The sequence below is a fragment of the Saccharothrix saharensis genome (assembly GCF_006716745.1).
Lineage (GTDB): Bacteria > Actinomycetota > Actinomycetes > Mycobacteriales > Pseudonocardiaceae > Actinosynnema > Actinosynnema saharense.
In genome coordinates this window covers 4278087-4301775 of record NZ_VFPP01000001.1, presented here as the reverse complement: position 1 = coordinate 4301775, position 23689 = coordinate 4278087, and the positions used below count along the sequence as shown (strand labels likewise).

Sequence of the window (23689 nt, the reverse complement as noted above, 5' to 3'; positions counted from 1 at the left end):
CCGTCGGGTGGCGCTCAGCCGTCGGGTGGCGCTCAGTCGAGCCCCTGCTGGGCGGTCCTGCTGCCGCGGCGGGCGGCTGAGCGTTGCCAGGCGAAGATGCCGTAGCCGATGATCCCCAGCACGCCGCCGGACAGGCACGTCCACCCCAGCACGCCGAAGTCCCGCCCGAACAGCAGCACGCCCAGCGCTCCCAGCCACCACAGCGCCGTCCCCACCAGGACCACGGGCACGGGATCGGCGAGGCGAGGGGGGAGGGAAGGCGGGGGCGGGAGGGGTGTTGCGTCCTGTTCGGCCACGTCCGGCAGGCTACCTGTCCGCAACACGGGTAGGGCACGCTCTGCCTGGCCCAGCACCGAGCGTCCAGCACCGACCCGCACCGCAATCACCGCCCGCCACCGCCGCCCGCCCGCCGCCGCCCGAGCACCGCCCGAGCGGCGGCGTGGGGGAATAGCAGCACCACCGATCGAGGAGATGAGATGGCCACCGCCGAGACACCCGCCGCGCAGACGCCCCCTGGCGGGCCGGCCCGTTCCAAGTTGGACGGGTTCTTCAAGATCTCCGAACGCGGCTCGTCGGTCGGCCGGGAGGTGCGCGGCGGGCTCGTCACGTTCGTGACCATGGCCTACATCGTCGTGCTGAACCCGCTGATCCTGGGCAGCTTCGCCGCCGACGCCCCCGGCGCGAAGGTCGACGTGCTCGGCAACATCCTCACCATCCCGCAGGTCGCGGCGGTGACGGCGTTGGTGGCCGGGGTCATGACGATCCTCTTCGGACTCGTCGCCAACTACCCGTTCGCGCTGGCCACGGGCTTGGGCATCAACTCGTTCGTCGCCGTCACGATCGTGCCGCAGATGTCCTGGCCCGAAGCGATGGGCCTGGTCGTGGTGAACGGCCTCGTCGTCCTCCTCCTCGTCGTCACGGGCGTCCGCACGGCCGTGTTCAACGCGGTGCCGGCGGAGTTGAAGGCGGCCATCGCGGTCGGCATCGGGTTGTTCATCTGCTTCATCGGCCTGGTCGACGCGGGTTTCGTGCGGCGGCTGCCGGACGCGGCGGGCACCACCGTGCCGGTCGGGTTGGGCATCAACGGGTCCATCGCGTCGTGGCCCACGTTCGTGTTCGTGGTCGGCCTCGTGGTCACCGGCATCCTGGTCGCGCGCAAGGTCAAGGGCGCGATCCTGATCGGCGTGCTGTCGGCGACCGTGCTGTCGATCGTGATCGAGGCGATCGTGAAGGCGGGCCCGTCGCAGGGCACCAACCCGGCCGGGTGGAACCTCGGTTACCCCGCGTTGCCGGACCAGGTGTTCGGCCTGCCCGACCTCTCCCTGCTGGGTGACGTGTCGTTCGGCGCGTGGACCCGGGTGCCCGCGCTGACGGCCGCGCTGCTGGTGTTCACGCTGGTGCTCACGGACTTCTTCGACACCGTCGGCACGATGACCGGCCTCGGCAAGGAAGCGAACCTGATCGGCAAGGACGGCCAGTTGCCGGGCGTGTCGAAGGCGCTGTTCGTGGACGGCGTCGGCGCGGTCGCGGGTGGGGCGGCGTCCTCGTCGTCCAACACCGTCTACATCGAGTCGGCGTCCGGCATCGCGGAAGGCGCGCGGACCGGGCTGGCCAACATCGTCACCGGGCTGCTGTTCCTCGCCGCCATGTTCCTCACCCCGCTGTACGCGGTGGTGCCGATCGAGGCGGCGGCGCCCGCGCTGGTGGTCGTCGGCGCGTTGATGATCATGCAGATCAAGGAGATCGACTTCGCGGACTTCTCGGTCGGCCTGCCCGCGTTCCTGACCATCGTGATCATGCCGTTCACGTACTCGATCGCGAACGGCATCGGCGCGGGTTTCGTCAGCTACGTGGTGCTGCGGGCGCTGACCGGGCGTGCGCGCAGCGTGCATCCGCTCATGTGGGTCGTGGCGGCCGCGTTCGTCGTCTACTTCGCGATCGGCCCCATCCAGGCCGCTCTCGCCGGCTGAATGGGCAAGTTCACACGATGGGCGCAGAGATCGTGAGGTATGCTAACTACGTGGCGGAGACCGAGGCGGAAGCAGGGCTGGCGAGTCGGTTGCGGCTGGCCGTCGTGCGGCTCAACCGCAGGCTCCGCGCGCAGCGGGTGAACTCCGCGATCTCGCTCACCCAGGTGTCCGCGCTGTCCACGTTGCACAAGTGCGGACCCCTGACGCCGGGCGAGCTGGCCGCCAAGGAAGGCGTCCAGCCCCCGTCGATGACCAGGGTGATCGCCGCCCTGGAGGAGTACGGGTTCGCCACGCGCCGCCCCCACCCCACCGACGGCCGGCAGGCCATCGTGGAGCTGAGCGAGGCGGGGCTGAGCTACATCAACGAAGAGGTGTCCGCGCGCGAGGCCTGGCTGGACAAGCGGCTGGCGGAGCTGACACCGGAGGACCGGGGCGTGCTGTCGCGCGCCGCCGAGATAATCGACAGGATGGCGGGGCAGTAACGACGTGCCGGCGTACGCGGGTGGTGCAGAGGTAGACCAGGTCGAACGCGACCCAGCCGCACCCCCGCCACGCCGGCGCATGTTCGGCTCGTTGCGCGTGCGCAACTACCGCCTCTACGCGTCCGGCCAGGTCGTCTCGCTGGTCGGGCTGTGGATGCAGCGCGTCGCGCAGGACTGGCTGGTGCTGGAGCTGTCCGACGGGTCACCGGTCGCCCTGGGCATCGCCGCCGCGCTGCAGTTCGCGCCCACGTTGTTCCTGTCGCTGTGGGCGGGTGTGCTCGCCGACCGCATGGACAAGCGCAAGCTGCTGCTCGTGCTGGAGACCGGGCTCGGGCTCTGCGCGCTGACGCTCGGCCTGCTCGACGTCACCGGTGTGGTGCAGCTCTGGCACGTCTACCTGCTGTGCCTGCTGCTCGGCGCGGTGTCGGCGGTGGAGACGCCCGTGCGGCAGAGCTTCGTGGTCGAGATGGTCGGGCGGGACCAGCTCACCAACGCCGTGGCGCTGAACGCGATGACGTTCAACCTGGCCCGGATGGTCGGACCCGCCGTGGCCGGCGTGATGATCATCTTCGTGGGCACCGGGTGGGTGTTCCTGATCAACGCGATCAGCTTCCTCGGCGTGCTGTCCGGGTTGCTGATGATGCGCGTCGCCGAGCTGCACCGCGGCGACCCGGTGCCGCGCGAGAAGGGACAGCTCCGGGAGGGCCTGCGGTACGTGCGCAAGCGCGCCGACCTGGTGATCCTGCTGTTCCTCGTGTTCTTCATCAGCACGTTCGGGCTGAACTTCTACGTCACGCTGGCCGTGCTGGCGCGCAACACGTTCGGCGGCGACGCCGACGCGTACGGCCTGCTGTCCACGATGCTCGCGGTCGGGACGCTGGCCGGGGCGACGTTGGCCGCGAAGCGCAGCGCGAACGGCAAGCCGCGCCTGCGGTTGCTGATCATCGGGGCGTTGGCGTTCGGCGTGCTGGAGATCGTCGCCGGAGTGCTGCCCACGATGTGGCTGACCGGGGTCGCGCTGATCCCGCTCGGCATCGCCATGATGACGTTCACGACGACCGCCAACGCGACCGTGCAGCTCGCCGTGTCGCCCGCGATGCGCGGCCGGGTCATGGGCCTCTACATGCTGGTGTTCCTGGGCGGGAACCCGATCGGCGGCCCGGTGATGGGCTGGCTGGCCGAGCACTTCACGGCACGGGCGCCGCTCGTCGTCGGCGGTGCGGTGTCGATCCTCGCGGCGGTGGTCGGTGGCATCGTGCTGGCCCGGCGTGGCGGTCTGACCTTGCCGACGCACCGCCTGGGCCTGCGCCGCCGCGCCCGCGCCTGACACAGCCCCGTTCGGCACCGCGCTCGACAATGGCCACGTGGTCATCGCGACGGACTGGGTCCGGCTGCTCGTCGTCTGCTCGATCTTCACGGCTGTCGCGGGCGCGGTGGTGTGGTGGGCCCGGTTGGCGTCGCCGCGGCCCGTCGTCCGGGCGGCGGTGCGGGCGACCGCGCAGTTGGCCGCGGTGTCGGCGGTGATCACCGCGGTTCTCGCGTCACTGCCGTGGACGGCGGCGTTCCTGGTGCTGATGGCCGGTGTCGCCACGGGGACGTCGGCGGCGCGCACGAAGACCGGTCGGCGCGGCCTGTGGGTGGGGGCGGCGATCCTCGGCGGGACGGTGCCCGCGCTGGTGGCGCTGGTGGCGAGCGGGCTGGTGCCGGTGCGGGGGATCGCGTTGGTACCGGTCGGCGGCATCCTCATCGGCGGGGCGATGACCGCGACCACGTTGTCCGTGCGGCGGGCGTTGGACACCGTGCGGGACCGGCGCGGCGAGTTCGAGGCGGCGCTGGCGCTGGGGTTCACCGAGCCGGTGGCGGTGCGCGAGCTGGTGCGGCGGCCGGCGGCGGAGGCGTTGGTCCCGGCGCTCGACCAGACGCGCACGGTCGGGCTGGTGACGCTGCCGGGGGCGTTCGTCGGGATGCTGCTGGGCGGTGCGCCGGTGTGGCAGGCGGGGGCGTTGCAGCTCGTCGTGCTGCTGGGGTTGCTGGCGGTGGAGGCCGTGGCGATCGCGGTGGTCGTGGAGCTCGTCGCGCGGGGTCTGGTGCGCAGGGCTGGTGCTGTGGGAGAAGTTAGGCTAACCTAAGTCTCGTCGCTTCGTGGTGGGAGCGGCAGTCAGTTCGGGAACAGACGATGCCCCGCCCTCCGGTCGTACCACCGGAGGGCGGGGCATCGTCGTGCGAAACCCGCGTGCCCGCGGCCGGAGCCCGTGTGATGATCGGGCGGTGTTGACAGCCAGGAACGTCACGCTGTCGTTCGGCCCCAGGACCGTGCTCGCGGCGGTCGACCTCGACGTCCCCGCGGGTGAACGCGTGGGTCTGGTCGCGCCCAACGGTGTCGGCAAGTCGACGTTGCTGCGCGTGCTCGCCGGTGAGCTGACCCCGGACTCCGGCACCGTCACCGCGCGTGGCGCGGTCGCGCACCTCACCCAGGAGACGGAGATCCGGCCGGGCGAGTCGTTGCGCGACCACCTGGCCCGCCGCACGGGCGTGGCGGCGGCGCAGCGCGCGTTCGAGACGGCGACCACGGCGTTGAGCGAGGGCGTCGCCGGAGCCGACGACGCCTACGCGCGGGCGTTCGACGCGTGGACGGCGGCCGGCGCGGCCGACTTCGCCGAACGCGCCGACGAGGTGTGCGACCGGCTCGGGCTCCCGGCGACGTTGCTGGACGACCGCGGCTCCGGCGAGCTGTCCGGCGGGCAGTCGGCCCGGCTGCGCCTGGCGTCCGTGCTGCTGACGACCGCCGACGTGCTGCTGCTGGACGAGCCGACCAACGACCTCGACCTCACCGGGCTGGAGATCCTGGAGCAGCACGTGCTGCGCAGCCGTGCCGGGATGGTGCTGGTCAGCCACGACCGCGAGTTCCTGGCCCGCACCACGACCGCCATCGCCGAGCTGGACGAGTTCAGCCACCGGGTGAGCGTGTTCGGCGGCGGGTGGGACGCGTACGTGCGGGAGCAGGCACGGGTGCGGCAGCGGGCGTGGGAGGAGTACGAGGCGTACGCGGCGCGCCGGGACGCGTTGACGCAACGGGCGCGGCAGGCGCGGGAGTGGTCGCGGCAGGGCGTGCGGCGCAACGCCAAGTCCGACGAGAGCGACAAGAACATCAAGGCCGCGCGCAAGCAGGGCGCGGAGAACGTGGCCGCTCGCGCGTCCACTGTGGACCGCCGACTGGAGCGGCTGGAGGAGGTCGAGGAGCCGCGCGAGCCCTGGGAGCTGCGGCTGACGCTGCCCGCCGCGGGGCGGGGGAGCCGGGTCGCGTTCACGTTGCGCGGTGCGGTGGTCAGCCGGGGGGACGTGACGCTGGGGCCGGTCGACCTGACGATCGGGGCGGGCGAGCGGTGGCGGATCGCGGGGCCGAACGGGTCGGGCAAGTCGACGCTGCTGGGCGCGCTGCTGGGCCGGTTGCCGTTGGACGCCGGTGACCGGAGCCGGGGGCCGGGGGTGGTGGTCGGCGAGGTCGACCAGGTGCGCGCGGACTTCGCGGTGACGTCGTCCGTGCTGGAGGTCGTGACCGGGTTGACGGGGCTGGCGGACGTGGAGGCGCGGACGTTGCTGGCGAAGTTCCGGGTGGGTGCGGACGCCGTGCCGCGGCCGGCGCGGTCGTTGTCGCCGGGGGAGCGGACGCGGGCCGGGCTGGCGGTGCTGCAGGCGCGGGGGACGACGTGCCTGGTGCTGGACGAGCCGACCAACCACCTGGACGTGGCGGCCATCGAGCAGTTGGAACAGGCGCTCGACGGTTACGGGGGCACGCTGCTGCTCGTCACCCACGACCGGAGGCTGGCGTCGGCTGTGGGGGTTGACCACACCTTGGACGTGCGGACCCTGGCAAGATAGGCGCATGGGCACCGAGGAGGACTGGCCGATCGAGCAGACGTGGTCGCTGCGCAACACGCATTGGCACGCTTATGTGGAGCACACGTCCCTCGACCACGCCTCCCCGCGCGCGGAGCGGTTGGAGCGCACGCCGGAGGAGGTCCTGACCACGCCGACCGAGGTCGCCGCGTGGCTGGAGGTCAACCTGCGCAGCGCGACCAAGCCCGAGGAGGCCGGGAAGAAGCGCACGAAGGACGAGCGCGACTTCTCGGACTCCAACCGGGTGCACACGTCGCTGGCGTCGGCGGGCGAGAGCATCTACACCGGGGTGAAGGGCATGCTGACCCTGGCGGTCGAGGCCGTGACGCCCGACGAGTGCCGCAGCTCCCACGACGGTGCCGACGTGGCTCCCCTGAAGGCCGGCCGTAGGCGCTGACCTGCCGTATCGTGGTGTCGGGGCCGGGTCGGCGGGTCCTGCGAAGATCACTCCAACGTGCGAATCGAGCGCGGCCGGGGATCAATGGAAACGCCGAGAGCGTTGCCGGAAGAATGAAGGCGCGGCACCCGGCCCGGACCAGGCGTGGCACCCGGGCGGGAACGGCCACAGCCCCGGGCTCCCGAACCCCCGGGTCGACCCCCTTGGCCGCTGAGCCCCGGGCTGCTGGTGCTGACCGATGGCCGCTGACTGGTGGCTGGTGGCCGCGACGGGATCGCGGGCGCGCGAGTGCGGGTGCGGGTGCGCGGTCGGGTGGACGCAGCCCTGCGGACCGCGCGGGTCAGGCTCGGCCGTCGCCCAGCTCGGGCCGACCCCGGACAGATCGACGCCGCCGCCGCTCGGTTGCCCGTTCGGTACTGGGTGCACAGCCGAGTGCGGTGAGCGGGTTGAGGTGGGTGCACGGAGTCGGGGTGCGTGGCGGCCGGGAGTGCGGCGGCAGGGGAGGTGAGAGCCGCGCGGCGGCAGGGGGTGAGCCGCGCGGCGGTTCGGGAGTGGTGTGCCGGGTCGGTCAGAGGTCCACGGGCCAGGTGTGGACTGGTTCGCCGGCGTGGGACAGTTCGACGTAGCGGCCCAGCATGGTGGTCAGGGCGGTGTCGCGGTCGGCGCCGTGGGATTCCAGGAGGGCGACCGTGTCGCGTTGCCACTGCGAGCCCGTGCGGCGGGCCAGGCAGCGGGCCTCGATGACGCCCAGGTAGCGCTCGCGGGCCTCGTCGGAGACCCCGCAAGCGCGCAGGCCCTCGTGGGCCAGGGGGAGCAGGCGGCGCAGGACCAGTTCGTCCGGTGGCACCCAGCCGATCCCCGGCCAGTAGAGCTGCGAGCCCATCCCGTGCCGTGAACCGGCGTAGAGGTTCTCCTCGGCGGCGTGGAAGGACATCTGGGTCCACAGAGGACGTTCCAAAGTGGTCAGTGCTCGCTGTGCGCCGTAGAAGAACGCGGCGTTGGCCATGGTGTCCAGGACCGTCGGCCCGGCCGGCAGGACCCGGTTCTCCACCCGCAGGTGCGGCACGCCGTCCACGACGTCGTAGACCGGCCGGTTCCAGCGCCACACCGTCCCGTTGTGCAGCCGCAACTCCGTCAACGACGGCGTCCCACCCGACCCCAGCACGTCCAACGGGTCCTCGTCACCCGTCTCCGGCAGCAACGCCGGGAAGTACCGCACGTTCTCCTCGAACAGGTCGAAGATCGACGTGATCCACCGCTCCCCGAACCACACCCGCGGCCGGACGCCCTGGTTCTTCAGCTCCTGCGAACGGGTGTCGGTGGCCTGCTCGAACAGCGGTATCCGGGTTTCGTGCCACAGCGCCCGACCCAGCAGGAACGGCGAGTTCGCCGCGATCGCCACCTGCACCCCGGCCAACGCCTGCGCCGCGTTCCAGTGCGCCGCGAAATCGTCCGGCGCCACCTGCAAGTGCAGCTGCACGGACGTGCAAGCCGCCTCCGGCATGATGGACTCGGCATAGCTGGACAGCCGCTCACCCGCCCGCCCCGGCATGGGCGCGCCCTCCATCGACAGCACGACCTCCTCGCCGCGCGCCGCCAGGATCCGGTCGTTCAGGATGGTGTACCGCGCCTGCTGCGACAGCCACCGCCGGTCGAAGTGCTCGTGCCGCAACGTCGGCAGCACCCCGATCATCACGATGGACGTGCCCGCGTCGTGCGCCTTCACGTCCGCCGACGCCAGCGTCGACACCAGCTCCTTCTCCAGGTCCAGCGTCTCGTCGCCGGCCAGCTCGCGCGGCGGGACGTTGACCTCCAGGTTGTGCTGGCCCAGCTCCAGCGTGAACGACGGGTCGTCGATCTTCTCCAGCACCTCCGAGTTGGCCATCGCGGGCCGGCACGCGCCGTCGACGAGGTTCAGCTCGATCTCCAGCCCCATCTGCTGCCTCGGGAAGGAGAAACTCTCCTCCACCAGCATGGTTCCCAGCGCGTCCATGCACCGCTGCATGCGCTCGCGGTAGCGCTGGCGGTCCTCTCTGGTGAACGTCCGACTGGACACATCCGTACCCATGCCGCCTCCCAATCGGTAGGGCTGCTCCGGCGGGCTTAGCGGAGGCCAACCGTGACACAGCGCGCACGGACCCGCCAGCGCCCAAATCGGTGCTCTCTGTCACATGGCGGTAACAATCAGCGAGAACGTGCTGGTGGTGGCCTTGTGAGTGCGCCATCCGATCTACGAGGGGTGTTCACCTCTCGGGGAGTGGGACACTGCTCGCGTGATCGAGATCGACGACCCCGCGGACCCCCGGCTGGACGACTTCCGGGACCTGTCGACGGCCGACCGCCGCCCGGACCGCCCCGGCGGCCGGGGCCTGGTGATCGCCGAGGGCGTGGTCGTCGTCGAACGGCTCCTCGCCTCGCCCTACCCGGTGCGCGCGCTGCTCGGCGTGCGGCGCAGGGTGGAGGCGCTCGGCGACCTGCCCGCGCCCGCCTACGTCACGTCCGCCGACGTGATGGCCGAGGTCGTCGGGTTCCACCTCAACCGCGGCGTGCTGGCCGCCGCCGACCGCGCGCCCCAGCCCGACGTGGCCGGGCTCGTCGCCTCCTCGCGGCGGCTCGCCGTGCTCGAAGGCGTCGGCGACCACGAGAACCTGGGCTCGCTGTTCCGCAACGCCGCCGCGCTCGGCATCGACGGCGTGCTGCTCGGCCCGGGGTGCAGCGACCCGCTGTACCGGCGCAGCGTCCGCGTCTCGATGGGGCACGTGCTGCGCGTGCCGTTCGCGTCGGTGCCGAACCTGACCGAAGGCTTCGACCTGCTGCGCCGCAACGGTTTCACGGTCGCCGCGCTCACCCCGCGGGCCGACTCGCACAACCTGGCCGACGCCGGGCTGCGCGGCCGCAAGGTCGCTGTCCTGCTCGGATCGGAGGGCCCGGGGCTGACCGACGAGGCCATCGCGGCGGCCGACCTGGCCGTCCGGATCCCGATGGCGGAGGGCGTCGACTCGCTGAACGTGGCGACCGCCGCCGCGATCGCCTTCTACGCGATCGCCTGAACGCGCTACGTTCTCCCGAGCACGAGCAGAGGAGGACGTAGGTGGAACTGCGGGTCCAGGACGGCCGGGCCGTGCTCGCGGGCCGCGACGACGCGGGCGAGCGGGAAGTCGACCCGCGCACCCTCCCGCTCGGCGCCGGTCTCGCCGACGCGTTGCACGAGTGGGCGAAGGTGGCCGACGCGGTGATGCGGGCCGAGTCGCCCTCCGACGGCGTGGCCAGTGCGCTCGTGACCAGGCGGGGACGTCAGTTGGCGGGGAGGGTGGCGGCGGACATGGGCACACCTGTCGAGTACACGGACCCGGTGAGCGGCGAGCAGGTGCTGGTGGAGGTCCCGTCCGACGAGGACGAACCGCACGACGCCGACGTGGCGGACGGTGAGCCCGAGGAGCCGGAACCCCGGGAGGAGACCCCCTGGGGCACCGGCCTCACGGTCACCCTCATCGTCGCCGCCGTGGTGACGTTCACCGTCTACACGCTGTCGGTCGGGCTGGGCGAGACCAGCCAGTGGCTCGCGCTGCTGGCGAACGCCCTGGTGGTCGGCGGCATCGCCCCGTCCGTGTGGCTGGCGCGCAACGTGCCGGTGTGGCGGTGGGTGGCGTACGGCGTGGTGGCGGGTGTGCTGGCGGCCTGGTTGTCGTTGCTGCTGACGACCCTGCTGAGCCCCTAGACCGGCCGGGTTCCCGGCCCGGCCGGGTTCCTAGGCCAGCGAGTCCCGCCACGCGGTGTGCAGCGCGGCGAACCGGCCGCGCCCGCCGATCAGCTCCTCCGGCGTGCCGTCCTCCACCACCCGGCCGCCGTCGAGCACCAGCACCCGGTCGGCGATCAGCACGGTGGAGAGCCGGTGGGCGATGATGAACGCCGTCCGCTCCGCCAGCACGGTCTCCAGCGCGCCCTGCACCGCGCGTTCGGTCGGGACGTCCAGGCTGGACGTGGCCTCGTCCAGCACCAGCACCGCCGGGTCGGCCAGGAACGCCCGCGCGAACGCCACCATCTGCCGCTGCCCGGCCGACAGCCGCCCGCCGCGCTTGCGCACGTCGGTGTCGTAGCCGTCGGGCAGCGCCCGGATGAACCCGTCCGCGCCGACCGCCCGTGCCGCCGCCTCGATCTCCTCCCGGGTCGCGGACGGGCGGCCCAGCGCGATGTTGTCCAGCACGGACCCGTCGAACAGGAAGTTCTCCTGCGTCACCATGACGACCGCGCGGCGCAGCTCGGCGTCGGCGACCGACCGCAGGTCGACCCCGTCCAGCCGGACCGCGCCCGCGGTCGGGTCGTAGAACCGGGCCACCAGCTTGGCCAGCGTCGACTTGCCCGCGCCGGTCGCGCCGACCAGCGCCACGGTCTGCCCGGCGGGCACGGTCAGGTCGAACGGCGGCAGCACGACCGGCGTCGAGTCGGAGTAGCGGAACTCGACGCCGTCGAACCGCACCGCGCCCTGGACGTCACCCAGCGGCGTCGGCTCCTCCGGCTCGCGGACCTGCGGCTCCTCCTCCAGCAGGCCCGAGATCTTCTCCAGCGCCGCGGTGGCCGAGGCGTAGGCGTTGGCGAACATGGCCAGCTGGTCGAACGGGTCGTAGAACCGCCGCACGTACAGCGTGAACGCGGCCAGCACGCCGAGCTCCAGCCCGCCGCCGGCCACCCGGAACGCGCCCCAGGCGAGGATCACCGCCAACGACAGGTTCCCGATCACCCGGACGAGTGAGGTGAACGCCGCCATCACGCCCATGGCGTCGGTGTTGGCGTCGCGGAACCGGCCGTTCAGCTCGCCCATGATCTTCTCGTTGCGCCGCTCGCGCCGGAACGCCTGCACCGCGCGGATGCCGTTCATGGTCTCCACGAACTGCACGATGACCTTCGCGATGGCACCGCGGGTGTGCCGGTAGGCGCGGCCGGAGCGGCGGCGGAACCAGCGGGTGAGCAGGATCAGCGGCACGAAGCCGGACAGCACCACGAGGGCGAGCGGGACGTCCAGGTAGAGCAGGACGACCGAGATGCCCAGCAGGGACAGCATCGAGGTGAAGAAGCCGTCCAGGCCTTCCTCGACCAGGTCCTGGAGCGAGTCGACGTCGCTGGTCAGGCGCGAGATCACCTTGCCGGAGGTGTACTTCTCGTGGAACGACACCGACAGCCGTTGCGCGTGCCGGAACACGCGTTCGCGCAGGACGAGCAGGACGTCCTGGCCGATCCGGCCGGTGAGCCGGACGAAGGACCAGCGCAGCAGCGTGGCCGAGACCGCGGCGGCGACGTACCCGCCGACGCACCAGGCCAGCGCCTCGGGGCGGCCGTCCAACGCGGACGGCACGCCGGTGTCGATGGCCGCGGCGATGAGGAGCGGGCCGGCCAGGTTGACCACGTTCTCCGCGACCACGATCACGAGCGCGAGGATCGCCGCCCGGGTGTGCGGGCGGAGCAGTTCGGCCAGCAGGCGCCGGGACCGGGCCTGCAGCTTCACGCCGGTGGCGTAGTCGACGTCCTCGACGTCCTCGGCGGCGACGCCGCGCCAGGCCTCGTCGTCGTCCGGGCGGGGATCGGTCACGCTGCTCGTCATGCCGCCACCTCCTCGTCCTCCAGGGTGGACAGCAGGGCGCGGTAGTCCTCGTTGTCCGCCAGCAGTTGCGCGTGCGTGCCCGTGGCCGCGATCCGACCGTCCACCAGCATCGCCACCCGGTCGGCCAACTGGACGGTGCTCGGGCGGTGCGCGACGACGAGCGCCGTGACCCCCTTGAGGACGCGGCGCAGCGCGGCCTCCACCTCGGCCTCGGTGTGCACGTCCAGCGCCGACAGCGGGTCGTCCAGCACCAGCACCGCCGGGTGGCCGGCGACCGCGCGGGCCAGCGCGAGGCGTTGGCGCTGACCACCGGACAGCGACAGCCCCTGCTCGCCGATGCGGGTGTCCAGGCCCCACGGCAGGGCTTCGACGAACTCCTCGGCGCGGGCCACCTTCAACGCTTCGCGGACCCGTTCCCCGTCGACGTCCTCGGCGCCCAGGGCCACGTTCTCGGTGACGCTCGCGGAGAACAGGATCGGCTCCTCGAACGCCGTGCCGACCACGCGGCGCAGGTCGGCCAGGTCCAGGTCGCGGACGTCGACGCCGTCGAGCGTGACGCGGCCCGCGGTGACGTCGGCCAGGCGGGGCACGAGCGCGGTGACGGTGGTCTTGCCCGAGCCCGTGGCGCCGACCAGGGCGACGGTCTCGCCCGGCCGGATGTCCAGGTCGACGCCGCGCAGCACCTCGCGGTCCGAACCGGGGTGGTGGTAGCGGACGCCCTCGAAGCGCACGTGCCCGCGCACGGGCGCGGCCAGGGGCTTCGGTTCGGCCGGGCTCGTCACGGTGACCTCGGTGTCGGTCACCTCGAAGTACCGCTCCAGGGCCGACGCGGTCGAGTTCGTCTCCGCCAACAACCACCCGATCGAGTCGACCGGCCAGCGCAGGTAAGCGCTCACCGTGACCGCCGCGACGAGCGTGCCGACGGTGACGGTGCCGTCGGCGATGCCGAGCGAGCCGAACGCCAACTGCCCGGCGATGCCCAGCTCGGGCAGCACGATCAGCACCGCCCACAGCGCGGCGAAGATCCGCACCTTCGAGATCTCGGTGTCGCGCAGCTCCCTGGCCTGGCGGATGAACCGCTTGGTCAGGTGCGGGCCGCGGCCGAAGGCCTTGAGCACGCGGATGCCGAGCACGGACTCCTCGACCACGGTCGTCAGGTCACCGGACTGGTCCTGCGCCCGGCGGGCCACGACCTTGAACTTCGTCTCGAACAGGTACGACAGCCCGACCAGCGGCAACGTGGTCGCCAGCACGACCAGGCCGAGCACGGGCGCCAGCCAGAACAGCACACCCAGCCCGATCACCACGATCAGGCTGTTCACCACCAGGAAGATCACGGCGAAGCCGACGAACCGCCGCACCTGGGTCAGGTCGGTCGTCGCGCGGGACAGCAGCTGCCCCGACTGGTAGCGGTCGTGGAACGCCACCTGCAGGTCCTGCAGGTGGTGGTACAGCTCGGCGCGCATCCGCGCCTCGACGTCCGACGCCGGCCCGGCGATCAGCTTGCGGCGGGCGTAGAACAGGCCCGCCTCGGCGCAGCCGAGCACCACGACGATGCCGATGAGCAGCGGCAACGCGCCCAGGTCGCGGCCGGCGATCGGGCCGTCCACGATGCGTTGGGTGATCAGCGGGATGCCCAGGCCGCACACCATCGCGAGCAGGGTCGCGGCCATCGCGAGCACGACGGGCGTGCGCACGGGCTTGAGGTACGGCCACAGCCTGCGCAGTGTCGCGGCTGTGGAAGTACGGTCTTCCGACACGAGTCCCCCTCCGGTCCACCCTGACGGTACGAAGGTGGGCCGACCATCGGCATCCGGTTTTCCCGGCTTCGACCCTGCAAGCTGGACCTAGGTGGAGGTCAAGGTGGATGTGACGTACCTGCGGGCCGAGGCGTCCATGGCGTTCCCGCGCGGCCGGTTGCTGGCGGTGCGCGGGGGCAAGTTGTGGGTGCTCGCGCCGGACGGCTGGGACCCGGTGGGCGGGCCGCGGCCCGAGGGGGCGCGGCCGATCAGCCGGGAGGACGCGGTGCGGTGGTGCCGGTTCGAGGGGTTCGGGCCCGACGTGCTGGACGCCGTGCCGCTGCCGGGGTGACCGCGGGCGGTGGCTGCGGGGTGGCTACCGCTTGCGGAGGATGGCGGGTGCGGTGAGCAGGGCGGCGGCGCCGTAGCTCGCACCCGCCATCAGGGTCAGCACGGTCCACCGGTCGCCCAGGGACGCCAGGTGGTCCGGCAGCTTGAAGTAGTGCGCGAGGCCCAGCAGGATCGGGCCGAGCAGGATGATCGGCCACACCGGGCGCACCTTGAGCAGCCACAGCACCGGGCCCGCGAGCAGGGCGCTGACCAGCAGCGCGATCGGCAGGCCGACCACGACCAGCAGGATGAACTCGCCGAAGGTGGTGTCGTTCACCACCCGGTCGAGCACGCCGCTGCGGTAGGCCCAGATCCACGCGATGAGCAGCGCGGACCCGACGAACGCCGACACCAGGACGCGGACCAGCACCTTGACCGCGAAACCGCCCGCGGTCAGGCGTGAGGTGTCCGGCGCGTCAGCCACGGGCAGAAGTGTGGCCGACCGGGTGCCGTGCTGTCACCGGGGCGGCGAGGACGAACCCGATGACGCCCGCGGCGACCGAACCCGCCGGGATCGACACCCACACGGTGAGCAGGGTCAGCGCGGCGGTGAAGGTGACGCCCACGGCGGCGAAGCCGAGCGGTCGGTCCTGGTGGGCGGCGCGGAGGACGAGCCAGGCGAGCAGGACGCCGACGACCAGGCTGACCGGCATCGCGAACAGGCCCAGGGCCAGGCAGTCCCAGTTCTCGGTGGAGCAGATCGTCCCGGAGGCGATGAACTCGCGCAGGCCCCACCAGGCCGCGCCCAGGGCGGCTCCGAGCACGGCTCCGGCGACCAGTCGTCCCAGCATGGTGATCGGTTACCCGAGCGGTCACGCGCGGTAAACGCTCGTGTGGCGGGCCGGTCCGGCTCGACGGGCTGGTGCCCGGTCGGTCGGGGGCGCGAAACGGCCCCCGCCCGGGTGAGGCGGGGGCCGTTCGGGTGGCCGGTCAGCCGCGGGTGGAGCGGACGCCCAGGAGGACGTCTTCCCAGGACGGCACGATCGGGTGGTTCTTCTTGCCGCGCTTGGGTGGCGGGTCCTTGCGCGGCGGTTGCTGCTTGCCGGCCGCGGCCGGTTGCTTCGGGGCCGTGGGTGCCGGTGGGGCCGGTTCCTCGGCGACCGGGACCGGGTCCGGCGTCGGTTGGGGTTCCTGGACCGGGGGCGGAGGGGGCGGTGGGACCGGTTCCTGGGCGAGGATCTCCGGTTCCGGTTGCTTCTCCAGCTCCAGGGCCTGGCGGGCCAACTGGGTCACCGGGCGGACCGTGCGCAGCGTCCGGTTGGGGTTCGGGTCCATGAGTTCCATGGCCCCGTCGTCCAACGCGGTCACCGTGCCGCCCTGGGCGCCCGGGTGGAACGCCCAGTGCGCCAGGTTGTCCGAGCGGCCCGCGGTCCAGTGCAGCTGGACCACCCAGCGGCCGTCCTCGCCGCGCCACGAGTCCCAGCTGACGTCGGCGTAGTCCTGGCCGCGCAGGCCGAACGAGTGCGCGACGACCTCGCCGAGGGTCTGCACGTCCGGGCCGTCCTCGCGGACGGGGTGGGCGCGCTGGGCCAGCTCGGCGGTGCGGGACCGCTCCAGCAGGACCGGGTAGGCGTAGCGCTCGACCCGGTGCGTGGGCAGACCCGCGGCGGCCGCGACCTGGGCGACGGACTCACCGGCCCGGATGCGCGCCTGGATCTCGCGGGGCCGCATCTGGCTCTCGACCTCGATCTCGATCTGGCCGAGCCGGGTCAGGTCGCCGCGTGCCGCCGCGCGCAGCCGTTCGTCGGCGGGGAGCACGAAGCGCTCGCCGCGATCCGGGTCCTCGAGGATGACGGACTTGCCGTCGTCTTCGAGCCCGATGACTCGCAACGCTCGCATCATGGCCTCCCGGATGGCTCACCTCGCACGAGTACTCACGTTAATGCGGCGTGCCGCCTTGACGGGGGAGACTCGCCGCGTTCACCGATATCTTCGTGTGATCTTGCCGTATGTCGGCGCGGTGCGCACCTTCGTTACCCCAAGGTTCACCTGTGCGGCCCCGGGTGCGGTTCGGTTCGGGATGCCGAAGTGGCTGGTGACGGCGACGGGGGCCGTCCCGGAGTGGAACGGCCCCCGTCGCTGGATCCGCCTTCTCAGAGCTGGGAGACGACCCAGTCGACGGCCTTGGTCAGCGTGCTCACGTCGGTCGGCTCGACGGCCGGGAACATGGCGACGCGGAGCTGGTTGCGGCCCAGCTTGCGGTACGGCTCGACGTCGACGACGCCGTTCGCGCGCAGCACCTTGGCCACCGCGGCGGCGTCCACCGAGTCGTCGAAGTCGATGGTGCCGACGACCTGCGAGCGGTGCGCCGGGTCGGCCACGTACGGGGTGGTGTAGGAGGTCGACTCCGCCCACGAGTACAGCCGCGACGACGAGTCGGCGGTCCGCTCCACGGCCCACTTCAGGCCGCCGTTGCCCAGGATCCACTCGACCTGGTTGTTGAGCAGGAACAGCGTGGCCAGGGCGGGCGTGTTGTAGGTCTGGTCCTTGGTGGAGTTGTCCAGCGCCGTGGTCAGCGACAGGAACTCCGGCACCCAGCGGCCCGACTTGCCGATCTCGTCCACGCGCTCCAGGGCGGCCGGCGACATCAGCGCGATCCACAGGCCGCCGTCGGAGGCGAAGCACTTCTGCGGCGCGAAGTAGTAGACGTCGAAGTCGGCCGGGTCGACCGGGAGGCCGCCCGCGCCGGAGGTGGCGTCGATGGCGACGAGGGCACCGTCGGAGCCCGCGGGGCGGGAGACGGGCACGGCCACGCCGGTCGAGGTCTCGTTGTGGGCCCAGCCGACGAGGTCGGCGCCCTCGGCGTAGGCGATCTCGGGCGCGCTGCCCGGGTCGGCCTTGACCACGATCGACTCGCCCAGGAACGGCGCGTCGTTGGTGACCTTCGCGAACTTCGAGGAGAACTCGCCGTAGGTGAAGTGCTGGGCGCGCTCGCGGACCAGGCCGAACGCGGCGGCGTCCCAGAACGCGGTGGTGCCGCCGTTGCCCAGGACGACCTCGTAGCCCTCGGGCAGCGAGAACAGCTCCCGCAGGCCGGCGCGCACCGAGCCGACCAGGGATTTCACCGGCTTCTGCCGGTGGGAGGTGCCCATCAGCGCGGCGCCCTCGGCCGCGAGCGCCGCGAGGGCCTCGGGACGGACCTTGGAGGGCCCGCACCCGAACCGGCCGTCGGACGGCAGCAGGTCGGAGGGCAGGACCAACGAGGTCGGGTCGGCGGTCTGGGTCATCGCGAAGCCTCCGGTTACGGGGAGGGGGTCGGCACGACCGGCGCCGTTGCCGGGGCCCTCAGTGTTGCAGCCGCGTGGCCGGGCGGTGACAGGCGGGTGTCCCCCGTCACGTGGAATCACCGTCGGTGACCTGGCGCGGGTGCGTGTCGCGGTCGGCCCGGTCGTGGCCGACGAAGAGCCACAGGTCGGTGCCGCCGTCGTTGCGGACGGCGTGCGCCCAGTTCGGGGGCGGTGCGACCACGACGGCCCCCGACCCGGTGAACGTGCGGTGGTGGGTCGGGGTGCCGGGGCCGGTGTCCCAGTGCAGGGACCAGGTGTCGGCGTAGACCACGGCCATCAGCTCGCCCTTGTGGGCGTGGTAGTGCTGGCCGCGCGTGTGGCCCGGTCGGACGGACGCCAGGTGCGCGTCCGCGATCGGGCCGAGGGCGGACAGGCCCGCCAGGGTGAAGCTGACGCCGCGGTCGTCGCCGAACGCCTCCAGGGGCGTGACGGGCAGGTCGGTCACGCGATCTCGGCCCAGCCCTCCACCTCGGACGGCTTGCGCGGGCCGGGGCCCACGTACTTCGCCGACGGGCGGACCAGGCGGCCGGTCCGCTTCTGCTCCAGGATGTGCGCCGACCAGCCGGCCGTGCGGGCGCAGGTGAACATCGCGGGCATCATGTGCGGCGGCACCTGGGCGAAGTCGAGGATCACCGCGGCCCAGAACTCGACGTTGGTCTCGATGGCGCGGTCCGGGCGGCGTTCGCGCAGCTCGGCCAGGGCGGCCTGCTCGAGGGCGTTCGCCGCCTCGTAGCGGGTGGCGCCGAGCTCGCGGCACGTCCGGCGCAGCACGCGGGCGCGCGGGTCCTCCGCCCGGTAGACGCGGTGGCCGAAGCCCATCAGGCGCTCGCCGCGGTCGAGGATGCCCTTGACGAACCCCTCGGCGTCGCCGGTGCGCTCGACCTCCTCGATCATCGGCAGAACGCGGGCGGGCGCGCCGCCGTGCAGGGGACCGGACATCGCGCCGATCGCCCCGGACATGGACGCCGCGACGTCCGCGCCGGTGGAGGCGATGACGCGGGCGGTGAACGTGGAGGCGTTCAGGCCGTGCTCGGCGGCCGACACCCAGTACGCGTCCAGGGCTTTGACGTGCGCCGGGTCGGGCTCGCCGCGCCAGCGGGTGAGGAAGCGCTCGGTGATGGTGGTGCACTCGTCGATGCGGTGCTGCGGCACGGCCGGCCGGCCGATGCCGCGGGCGGACTGCGCCGCGTAGGACAGGGCCATGACCGAGGCGCGGGCGAGCTGCTCGCGGGCCTGCTCGTCGGTGATGTCCAGCAGCGGCTGGTAGCCCCAGATGGGGGCGACCATGGCCAGCGCCGCCTGCACGTCCACCCGGACGTCGCCGGTGTGCACCGGGATGGGGAACGGCTCGGCGGGCGGCAGGCCCGGACCGAAGCGGCCGTCGACCAGCAGCGCCCACACGTTGCCGAAGGTGACGTGGCCGGCCAGGTCCTCGATGTCCACGCCGCGGTAGCGCAGGGCGCCACCGTCCCGATCCGGTTCGGCGATCTCGGTGCGGAAGGCGACCACGCCCTCCAGACCCGGCCGGAAACCGTCGTCCTCGGTCTGCACCACGCTGTGCGCTCCTTCTCGGCGAGAGTGGAAGTTGCAAGCACCTTGCTCCCGTTCCGACGTGCCGGCAATCGCGGCCGCGCGTGTCGTCGGTCACGATCAAGGAACCGATTCAGAACGGCGGCGTGATCGTTAAGCCCTTGTTTCCGCTCCGCGTTCGGGGCGTGTCCCGTGGTAGACCACCGGGCATGCACCTGACACCGCACGAGCGGGACAAGCTGCTGGTCCACGTGGCGGCCGACGTCGCGCGCAGGCGGCTGGAGCGCGGAGTGGTCCTGAACTACCCGGAAGCGGTCGCGCTCATCACCGACCACGTGCTCGAAGGGGCTCGGGACGGCCGGACGGTCAGCGAGCTGATGGACAGCGGCCGGCACGTGCTGCGCCGCGACCAGGTGCTCGACGGCGTGCCCGAGATGATCGAGTCCGTGCAGGTGGAGGCGACCTTCCCGGACGGCACCAAGCTCGTGACCGTGCATGACCCGATCGTGTGAGGAGCAGCCCGTGGTCCCAGGCGAGATCGTCACCGGCGACGAGCCGGTCGAGCTGAACCCCGGCCGGCCGCGGACCACGCTGGTCGTGGTCAACGCGGCGGACCGCCCGGTGCAGGTCGGGTCGCACTACCACTTCGCCGCCGCCAACCCCGGCCTGGAGTTCGACCGGGAGGCCGCGTGGGGAAAGCGGCTGGACGTGCCGGCGGGCACGGCGGTGCGGTTCGAGCCGGGCGTGGAGCGGGAGGTGGTGCTGGTGCCGATCGCGGGCGCGCGGCGGGTGCCGGGGCTGCGGCCGGAGTGGGCCGGTGACCTGGACGCGGCCGGGCCCGAGTCGGGGGAGGCGGGCCGGTGACCGGGATCGACCGCCGCCGGTACGCGGAACTGCTGGGGCCCACGGTCGGTGACCGGATCAGGCTCGCCGACACCGACATCCTGATCGAGGTGACCGAGGACCGGTCGAGGGGCCCGCACGGCTCCGGCGACGAGGTGATCTTCGGCGGCGGGAAGGTGGTCCGCGAGTCGATGGGCCAGGGCGTGGCCACCCGCGCGGAGGGCGCGCCGGACCTCGTCATCACGGGCGCGGTCGTGCTGGACCACTGGGGCGTGGTGAAGGCGGACGTCGGCGTGCGCGACGGCCGGATCGTCGGCATCGGCAAGGCGGGCAACCCCGACACCATGGACGGCGTGGACCCGGCGCTGGTCATCGGGCCGTCCACGGAGATCCTGTCGGGCAACGGCAAGGTGCTCACGGCCGGCGGCATCGACTGCCACGTCCACTTCATCACCCCCGGGATCGTGGACGTCGCGGTGGCGTCCGGCCTGACCACGCTGATCGGCGGCGGCACGGGCCCGGCGGAGGGCACGAAGGCCACCACGGTGACGCCCGGCGCGTGGAACCTGGGCCGGATGCTCGCCTCGCTGGACCACGTGCCGGTGAACGTGCTGCTGCTCGGCAAGGGCAACACCACCCGCGAGGACGCGTTGCGCGAGCAGCTGGCGGGCGGCGCGGGCGGGTTCAAGCTGCACGAGGACTGGGGCACCACGCCCGCCGCGATCGACGCGTGCCTGCGGGTCGCCGACGAGTCCGGGGTGCAGGTCGCGATCCACACGGACACGCTGAACGAGGCCGGGTTCGTCGAGTCGACGCTGGCGGCCATCGCGGGCCGGTCGATCAACGCCTACCACTCCGAGGGCGCGGGCGGCGGGCACGCGCCGGACATCATCCAGGTGGTGTCCGAGCCGAACGTGCTGCCGTCGTCCACCAACCCGACGCGCCCCCACACGGTCAACACGCTCGAAGAGCACCTCGACATGCTGATGGTGTGCCACCACCTCAACCCGTCCGTGCCCGAGGACCTGGCGTTCGCGGAGAGCCGCATCCGGCCGACCACGATCGCGGCCGAGGACGTGCTGCACGACCTGGGCGCGATCTCGATGATCAGCTCCGACTCGCAGGCCATGGGCCGGGTCGGCGAGGTGATCATCCGGACGTGGCAGACCGCGCACGTGATGCAGCGGCGGCGGGGCGCGATGCCGGACAACCTGCGGGCCCGCCGGTACGTGGCCAAGTACACGATCAACCCGGCCATCGCGCACGGCATCGACCACGAGGTCGGCTCGGTGGAGGTCGGCAAGCTGGCCGACCTGGTGCTGTGGGAGCCGAAGTTCTTCGGCGTGCGGCCGTCGGTGGTGCTCAAGGGCGGGTTCATCGCGCACGCGGCGATGGGCGACGCGAACGCGTCCATCCCGACACCGCAGCCGGTCTTCGCCCGGCCGATGTTCGGCGCGCACTCGGCGGCCCGCGGCAGCGTGCACTTCGTGTCGCAGCAGGCGGTGGACGCCGGGTTGGCCGACGTGCTGCGGCTGGCGCGGCCGCTGGTGCCGGTGGGGAACACGCGGGGCGTCACCAAGGCCGACATGGTGCTCAACGACGCCATGCCGGCGGTGAAGGTGGACCCGGACAGCTTCGCCGTGCGCATCGACGGCGAGCTGGTGGAACCCGCGCCGGTGGCGGAGCTGCCGATGGCCCAGCGCTACTTCCTGTTCTGATGAACCTCGCGGCGCTGATGATCGCGGACTCCCGGTTCCCGGGCGGCGGTCACGTGCACTCGGGCGGGCTGGAGGAGGCCGTCGCGCGGCGGTTGGTCCACGACGAGCCGTCGTTGCGGTCGTTCCTGCTGGGGCGGTTGCGCACGGCGGGCGAGTTGGGCGCGGTGTTCGCGGCCGCCGCGTGCCGCGGGCACTACCCGGAGCTGGACGCCGAGCTGGACGCGCGCACGCCGTCGCCCGCGCAGCGCAACGCCTCCCGCGTGCAGGGTCGCGGCATCGCGCGGGCGGCGCGGCGGGCGTGGCCGTCGGCGGCGCTGGCCGAGCTGCTGCGGGTCACGCCGCGCCCGCACCACCCGATCATCGTGGGGGTGCTGGTGGGCGAGCCGTTCGAGGCCGCGCAGACGGTGGCCTACCACGCCGTCACCGGACCGGCGACGGCCGCGATCCGGCTGCTGGGGCTGGACCCGTTCGGGGTGAACGCGGCGCTGGCCGCGCTGGCGCCGGAGATCGACGCGATCGCCGCGACGGCCGCCGACCACGCCGACACCGCGCCCGAGGACCTGCCCGCGCCGAGCGCCCCCGGCCTGGACCTGCTGGCCGAAGCCCACGACCGCCACCACTCGGAAGAGGTGCGTCTCTTTGTCAGCTGACCACGTGCACCCGGTGAACTTCGACCCCACCGACGCGGGCCACGACCCGCACCACGCGCACGACCACGAGCACCGGGCCGTGCGGATCGGCATCGGCGGGCCGGTCGGCAGCGGCAAGACCGCGCTGACCGCCGCGCTGTGCCGGGCGCTGGGCGGCAGCGTGAACCTCGCCGTCGTCACCAACGACATCTACACCACCGAGGACGCCGACTTCCTGCGCGCCGCCGGGGTGCTGGACGTCGAGCGGATCGAGGCCGTGCAGACCGGCGCGTGCCCGCACACCGCGATCCGCGACGACATCACCGCCAACCTGGACGCGGTGGAGCTGCTGGAGCACCGGGTACCGGGCCTGGAGCTGGTGATCATCGAGAGCGGCGGTGACAACCTGACCGCCGTGTTCAGCCGTGGCCTGGTGGACCGGCAGGTCTTCGTGGTCGACGTGGCGGGCGGCGACAAGGTGCCGCGCAAGGGCGGTCCCGGCGTGACCACCGCGGACCTGCTGGTGATCAACAAGACCGACCTCGCGCCGATGGTGGGCGCCGACCTCGGTGTCATGACGGCCGACGCCCACCGGATGCGCGGCGAGCTGCCGGTGATCAGCCAGTCCCTTGTGGACACACCGGACGCTCCCGCGGTGGCCGACTGGGTGCGCGCTCAGCTCCGCACGCTCGCGGCGGTCAGGTGATTCCCGAACGCGCTCACGTCACCCGCGCATCCGTGCTGGTCGGTCATCCGGAGGTACAGCGGCGCGGTCTCGCCCGGCGGGAACACGCGGACGCCCCACACGGGCGTCTTGCGGCACGCGTCCGGGTCGAAGTTGTCGACCTGGGCGAAGCCCACGTCCGAGGTGGCGGCGGCACCGTGCGGGAGGGTGAGCGGCGCACCGCGTTCGCCGACGCGCACGGCCGCCGCGCCGACCCGGTCGCCGTTGGCGTCCACATAGGACACTCCCGGGAAGCCCCGCAGGACGCACGTGCGCAGGCCCCGGTTGGTCAGCACGACCTCCCGGTACGTGGTGCCGGCCGCGCCTCCCGCGCGGCCGAAGGCGATGTCGAGGTCCACCGACCCGCACGTGGTGCTCTCCGCTCGGGCGACGGCGGTTCCCCCCGCGGCGAGCACGGCGGCCGATATCGCAACTGTCGCGAGAAATCTCCTCGTCATGGTCTCCCCCGGGATCCGCGGGTGGGAAG

The 23689-nt window shown here is 72.6% G+C and carries 25 protein-coding genes; 14 read left to right on the top strand and 11 right to left on the bottom strand.

The window, feature by feature from the left end; genetic code table 11:
• Positions 1–32 precede the first annotated feature (32 nt).
• The gene (locus FHX81_RS18660; RefSeq protein WP_141979386.1) at positions 33–296 is read right to left on the bottom strand and encodes a DUF2530 domain-containing protein; all 264 of its coding nucleotides are present in this window, start codon (positions 294–296) and stop codon (positions 33–35) included.
• A 180-nt stretch (positions 297–476) separates the two neighbouring features.
• Between FHX81_RS18660 and FHX81_RS18655 the strand changes: the two genes are divergently transcribed.
• The 6 genes from FHX81_RS18655 to FHX81_RS18630 all read left to right on the top strand — a co-directional run bounded on the left by FHX81_RS18655 (position 477) and on the right by FHX81_RS18630 (position 6746).
• Positions 477–1970, top strand: a complete 1494-nt coding sequence (locus FHX81_RS18655) for an NCS2 family permease (protein WP_141979385.1) — start codon at positions 477–479, stop codon at positions 1968–1970.
• 17 nt (positions 1971–1987) lie between these two features.
• A complete protein-coding gene (locus FHX81_RS18650; protein ID WP_141979384.1) occupies positions 1988–2452 on the top strand; it encodes a MarR family winged helix-turn-helix transcriptional regulator in 465 nt (154 codons plus the stop codon).
• Positions 2453–2456: 4 nt separating this feature from the next.
• Positions 2457–3779 (top strand): MFS transporter, encoded by a 1323-nt coding sequence (locus tag FHX81_RS18645; protein WP_141979383.1) that lies wholly within the window; start codon positions 2457–2459, stop codon positions 3777–3779.
• 37 nt (positions 3780–3816) lie between these two features.
• On the top strand, positions 3817–4581 hold the full coding sequence (locus FHX81_RS18640; protein ID WP_246107874.1) for an ABC transporter permease: 765 nt from the start codon (positions 3817–3819) through the stop codon (positions 4579–4581).
• Positions 4582–4720: 139 nt separating this feature from the next.
• Entirely contained in the window at positions 4721–6331 is a 1611-nt protein-coding gene (locus FHX81_RS18635) for an ABC-F family ATP-binding cassette domain-containing protein (protein WP_246107873.1), read from the top strand.
• A 4-nt stretch (positions 6332–6335) separates the two neighbouring features.
• Complete coding sequence (locus FHX81_RS18630; RefSeq protein WP_141979381.1) at positions 6336–6746, top strand: hypothetical protein; 411 nt, start codon at positions 6336–6338, stop codon at positions 6744–6746.
• A gap of 568 nt (positions 6747–7314) precedes the next feature.
• Here the strand turns inward: FHX81_RS18630 and FHX81_RS18625 are convergent.
• Positions 7315–8814: a glutamate-cysteine ligase family protein gene (locus FHX81_RS18625; protein ID WP_141979380.1), complete on the bottom strand. Its 1500-nt coding sequence runs from the start codon at positions 8812–8814 to the stop codon at positions 7315–7317.
• A 214-nt stretch (positions 8815–9028) separates the two neighbouring features.
• On the opposite strand from FHX81_RS18625, the gene FHX81_RS18620 reads away from it, so the two are divergent.
• The gene (locus tag FHX81_RS18620; RefSeq protein ID WP_211363828.1) at positions 9029–9796 is read left to right on the top strand and encodes a TrmH family RNA methyltransferase; all 768 of its coding nucleotides are present in this window, start codon (positions 9029–9031) and stop codon (positions 9794–9796) included.
• Positions 9797–9837: 41 nt separating this feature from the next.
• The gene (locus FHX81_RS18615) at positions 9838–10464 is read left to right on the top strand and encodes a DUF2537 domain-containing protein (RefSeq protein ID WP_141979379.1); all 627 of its coding nucleotides are present in this window, start codon (positions 9838–9840) and stop codon (positions 10462–10464) included.
• A gap of 30 nt (positions 10465–10494) precedes the next feature.
• Here the strand turns inward: FHX81_RS18615 and FHX81_RS18610 are convergent, their stop codons facing one another.
• A complete protein-coding gene (locus tag FHX81_RS18610) occupies positions 10495–12342 on the bottom strand; it encodes an ABC transporter ATP-binding protein (RefSeq protein WP_141979378.1) in 1848 nt (615 codons plus the stop codon).
• On the bottom strand, positions 12339–14102 hold the full coding sequence (locus FHX81_RS18605) for an ABC transporter ATP-binding protein (protein WP_141979377.1): 1764 nt from the start codon (positions 14100–14102) through the stop codon (positions 12339–12341). Before FHX81_RS18605 ends, FHX81_RS18610 begins: the two co-directional genes overlap by 4 nt.
• A gap of 103 nt (positions 14103–14205) precedes the next feature.
• Here FHX81_RS18605 and FHX81_RS18600 point away from each other — a divergent pair, with 103 nt between their 5' ends.
• A complete protein-coding gene (locus FHX81_RS18600) occupies positions 14206–14433 on the top strand; it encodes a hypothetical protein (protein ID WP_141979376.1) in 228 nt (75 codons plus the stop codon).
• Positions 14434–14457: 24 nt separating this feature from the next.
• Here the strand turns inward: FHX81_RS18600 and FHX81_RS18595 are convergent, their stop codons facing one another.
• The 6 genes from FHX81_RS18595 to FHX81_RS18570 form a co-directional block, all read right to left on the bottom strand.
• The gene (locus FHX81_RS18595) at positions 14458–14895 is read right to left on the bottom strand and encodes a hypothetical protein (RefSeq protein WP_141979375.1); all 438 of its coding nucleotides are present in this window, start codon (positions 14893–14895) and stop codon (positions 14458–14460) included.
• Positions 14888–15262, bottom strand: a complete 375-nt coding sequence (locus tag FHX81_RS18590; protein WP_141979374.1) for a hypothetical protein — start codon at positions 15260–15262, stop codon at positions 14888–14890. The genes FHX81_RS18595 and FHX81_RS18590 overlap by 8 nt, the downstream gene beginning before the upstream one ends.
• Positions 15263–15401: 139 nt before the next feature.
• Entirely contained in the window at positions 15402–16310 is a 909-nt protein-coding gene (gene sepH / locus FHX81_RS18585) for a septation protein SepH (RefSeq protein ID WP_141979373.1), read from the bottom strand.
• A gap of 254 nt (positions 16311–16564) precedes the next feature.
• Positions 16565–17698: a phosphoserine transaminase gene (gene serC, locus FHX81_RS18580; protein ID WP_141979372.1), complete on the bottom strand. Its 1134-nt coding sequence runs from the start codon at positions 17696–17698 to the stop codon at positions 16565–16567.
• Between the two features lie 106 nt (positions 17699–17804).
• Positions 17805–18203: a polysaccharide biosynthesis C-terminal domain-containing protein gene (locus tag FHX81_RS18575; protein WP_141979371.1), complete on the bottom strand. Its 399-nt coding sequence runs from the start codon at positions 18201–18203 to the stop codon at positions 17805–17807.
• Positions 18200–19312: a citrate synthase 2 gene (locus tag FHX81_RS18570; RefSeq protein ID WP_141979370.1), complete on the bottom strand. Its 1113-nt coding sequence runs from the start codon at positions 19310–19312 to the stop codon at positions 18200–18202. The genes FHX81_RS18575 and FHX81_RS18570 overlap by 4 nt, the downstream gene beginning before the upstream one ends.
• 185 nt (positions 19313–19497) lie before the next feature.
• Here FHX81_RS18570 and FHX81_RS18565 point away from each other — a divergent pair, with 185 nt between their 5' ends.
• From FHX81_RS18565 to ureG, 5 genes are read left to right on the top strand one after another with little or no spacing between them, the layout of a single operon-like run.
• Positions 19498–19800 carry an urease subunit gamma gene (locus FHX81_RS18565; RefSeq protein ID WP_141979369.1) on the top strand — a complete coding sequence of 101 codons (303 nt, stop codon included), beginning with the start codon at positions 19498–19500 and terminating at the stop codon, positions 19798–19800.
• A 10-nt stretch (positions 19801–19810) separates the two neighbouring features.
• Positions 19811–20152, top strand: coding sequence for an urease subunit beta (locus FHX81_RS18560; protein WP_141979368.1), 342 nt, complete (start codon positions 19811–19813; stop codon positions 20150–20152).
• Positions 20149–21849: an urease subunit alpha gene (locus FHX81_RS18555; protein ID WP_141979367.1), complete on the top strand. Its 1701-nt coding sequence runs from the start codon at positions 20149–20151 to the stop codon at positions 21847–21849. Before FHX81_RS18560 ends, FHX81_RS18555 begins: the two co-directional genes overlap by 4 nt.
• The gene (locus tag FHX81_RS18550) at positions 21849–22499 is read left to right on the top strand and encodes an urease accessory protein UreF (RefSeq protein ID WP_141979366.1); all 651 of its coding nucleotides are present in this window, start codon (positions 21849–21851) and stop codon (positions 22497–22499) included. The genes FHX81_RS18555 and FHX81_RS18550 overlap by 1 nt, the downstream gene beginning before the upstream one ends.
• A 4-nt stretch (positions 22500–22503) precedes the next feature.
• Entirely contained in the window at positions 22504–23184 is a 681-nt protein-coding gene (gene ureG / locus FHX81_RS18545; RefSeq protein ID WP_141984004.1) for an urease accessory protein UreG, read from the top strand.
• Here the strand turns inward: ureG and FHX81_RS18540 are convergent.
• Positions 23154–23660 carry a DUF4232 domain-containing protein gene (locus FHX81_RS18540; protein WP_141979365.1) on the bottom strand — a complete coding sequence of 169 codons (507 nt, stop codon included), beginning with the start codon at positions 23658–23660 and terminating at the stop codon, positions 23154–23156. The genes ureG and FHX81_RS18540 overlap by 31 nt on opposite strands.
• Between the last annotated feature and the right edge of the window lie 29 nt (positions 23661–23689).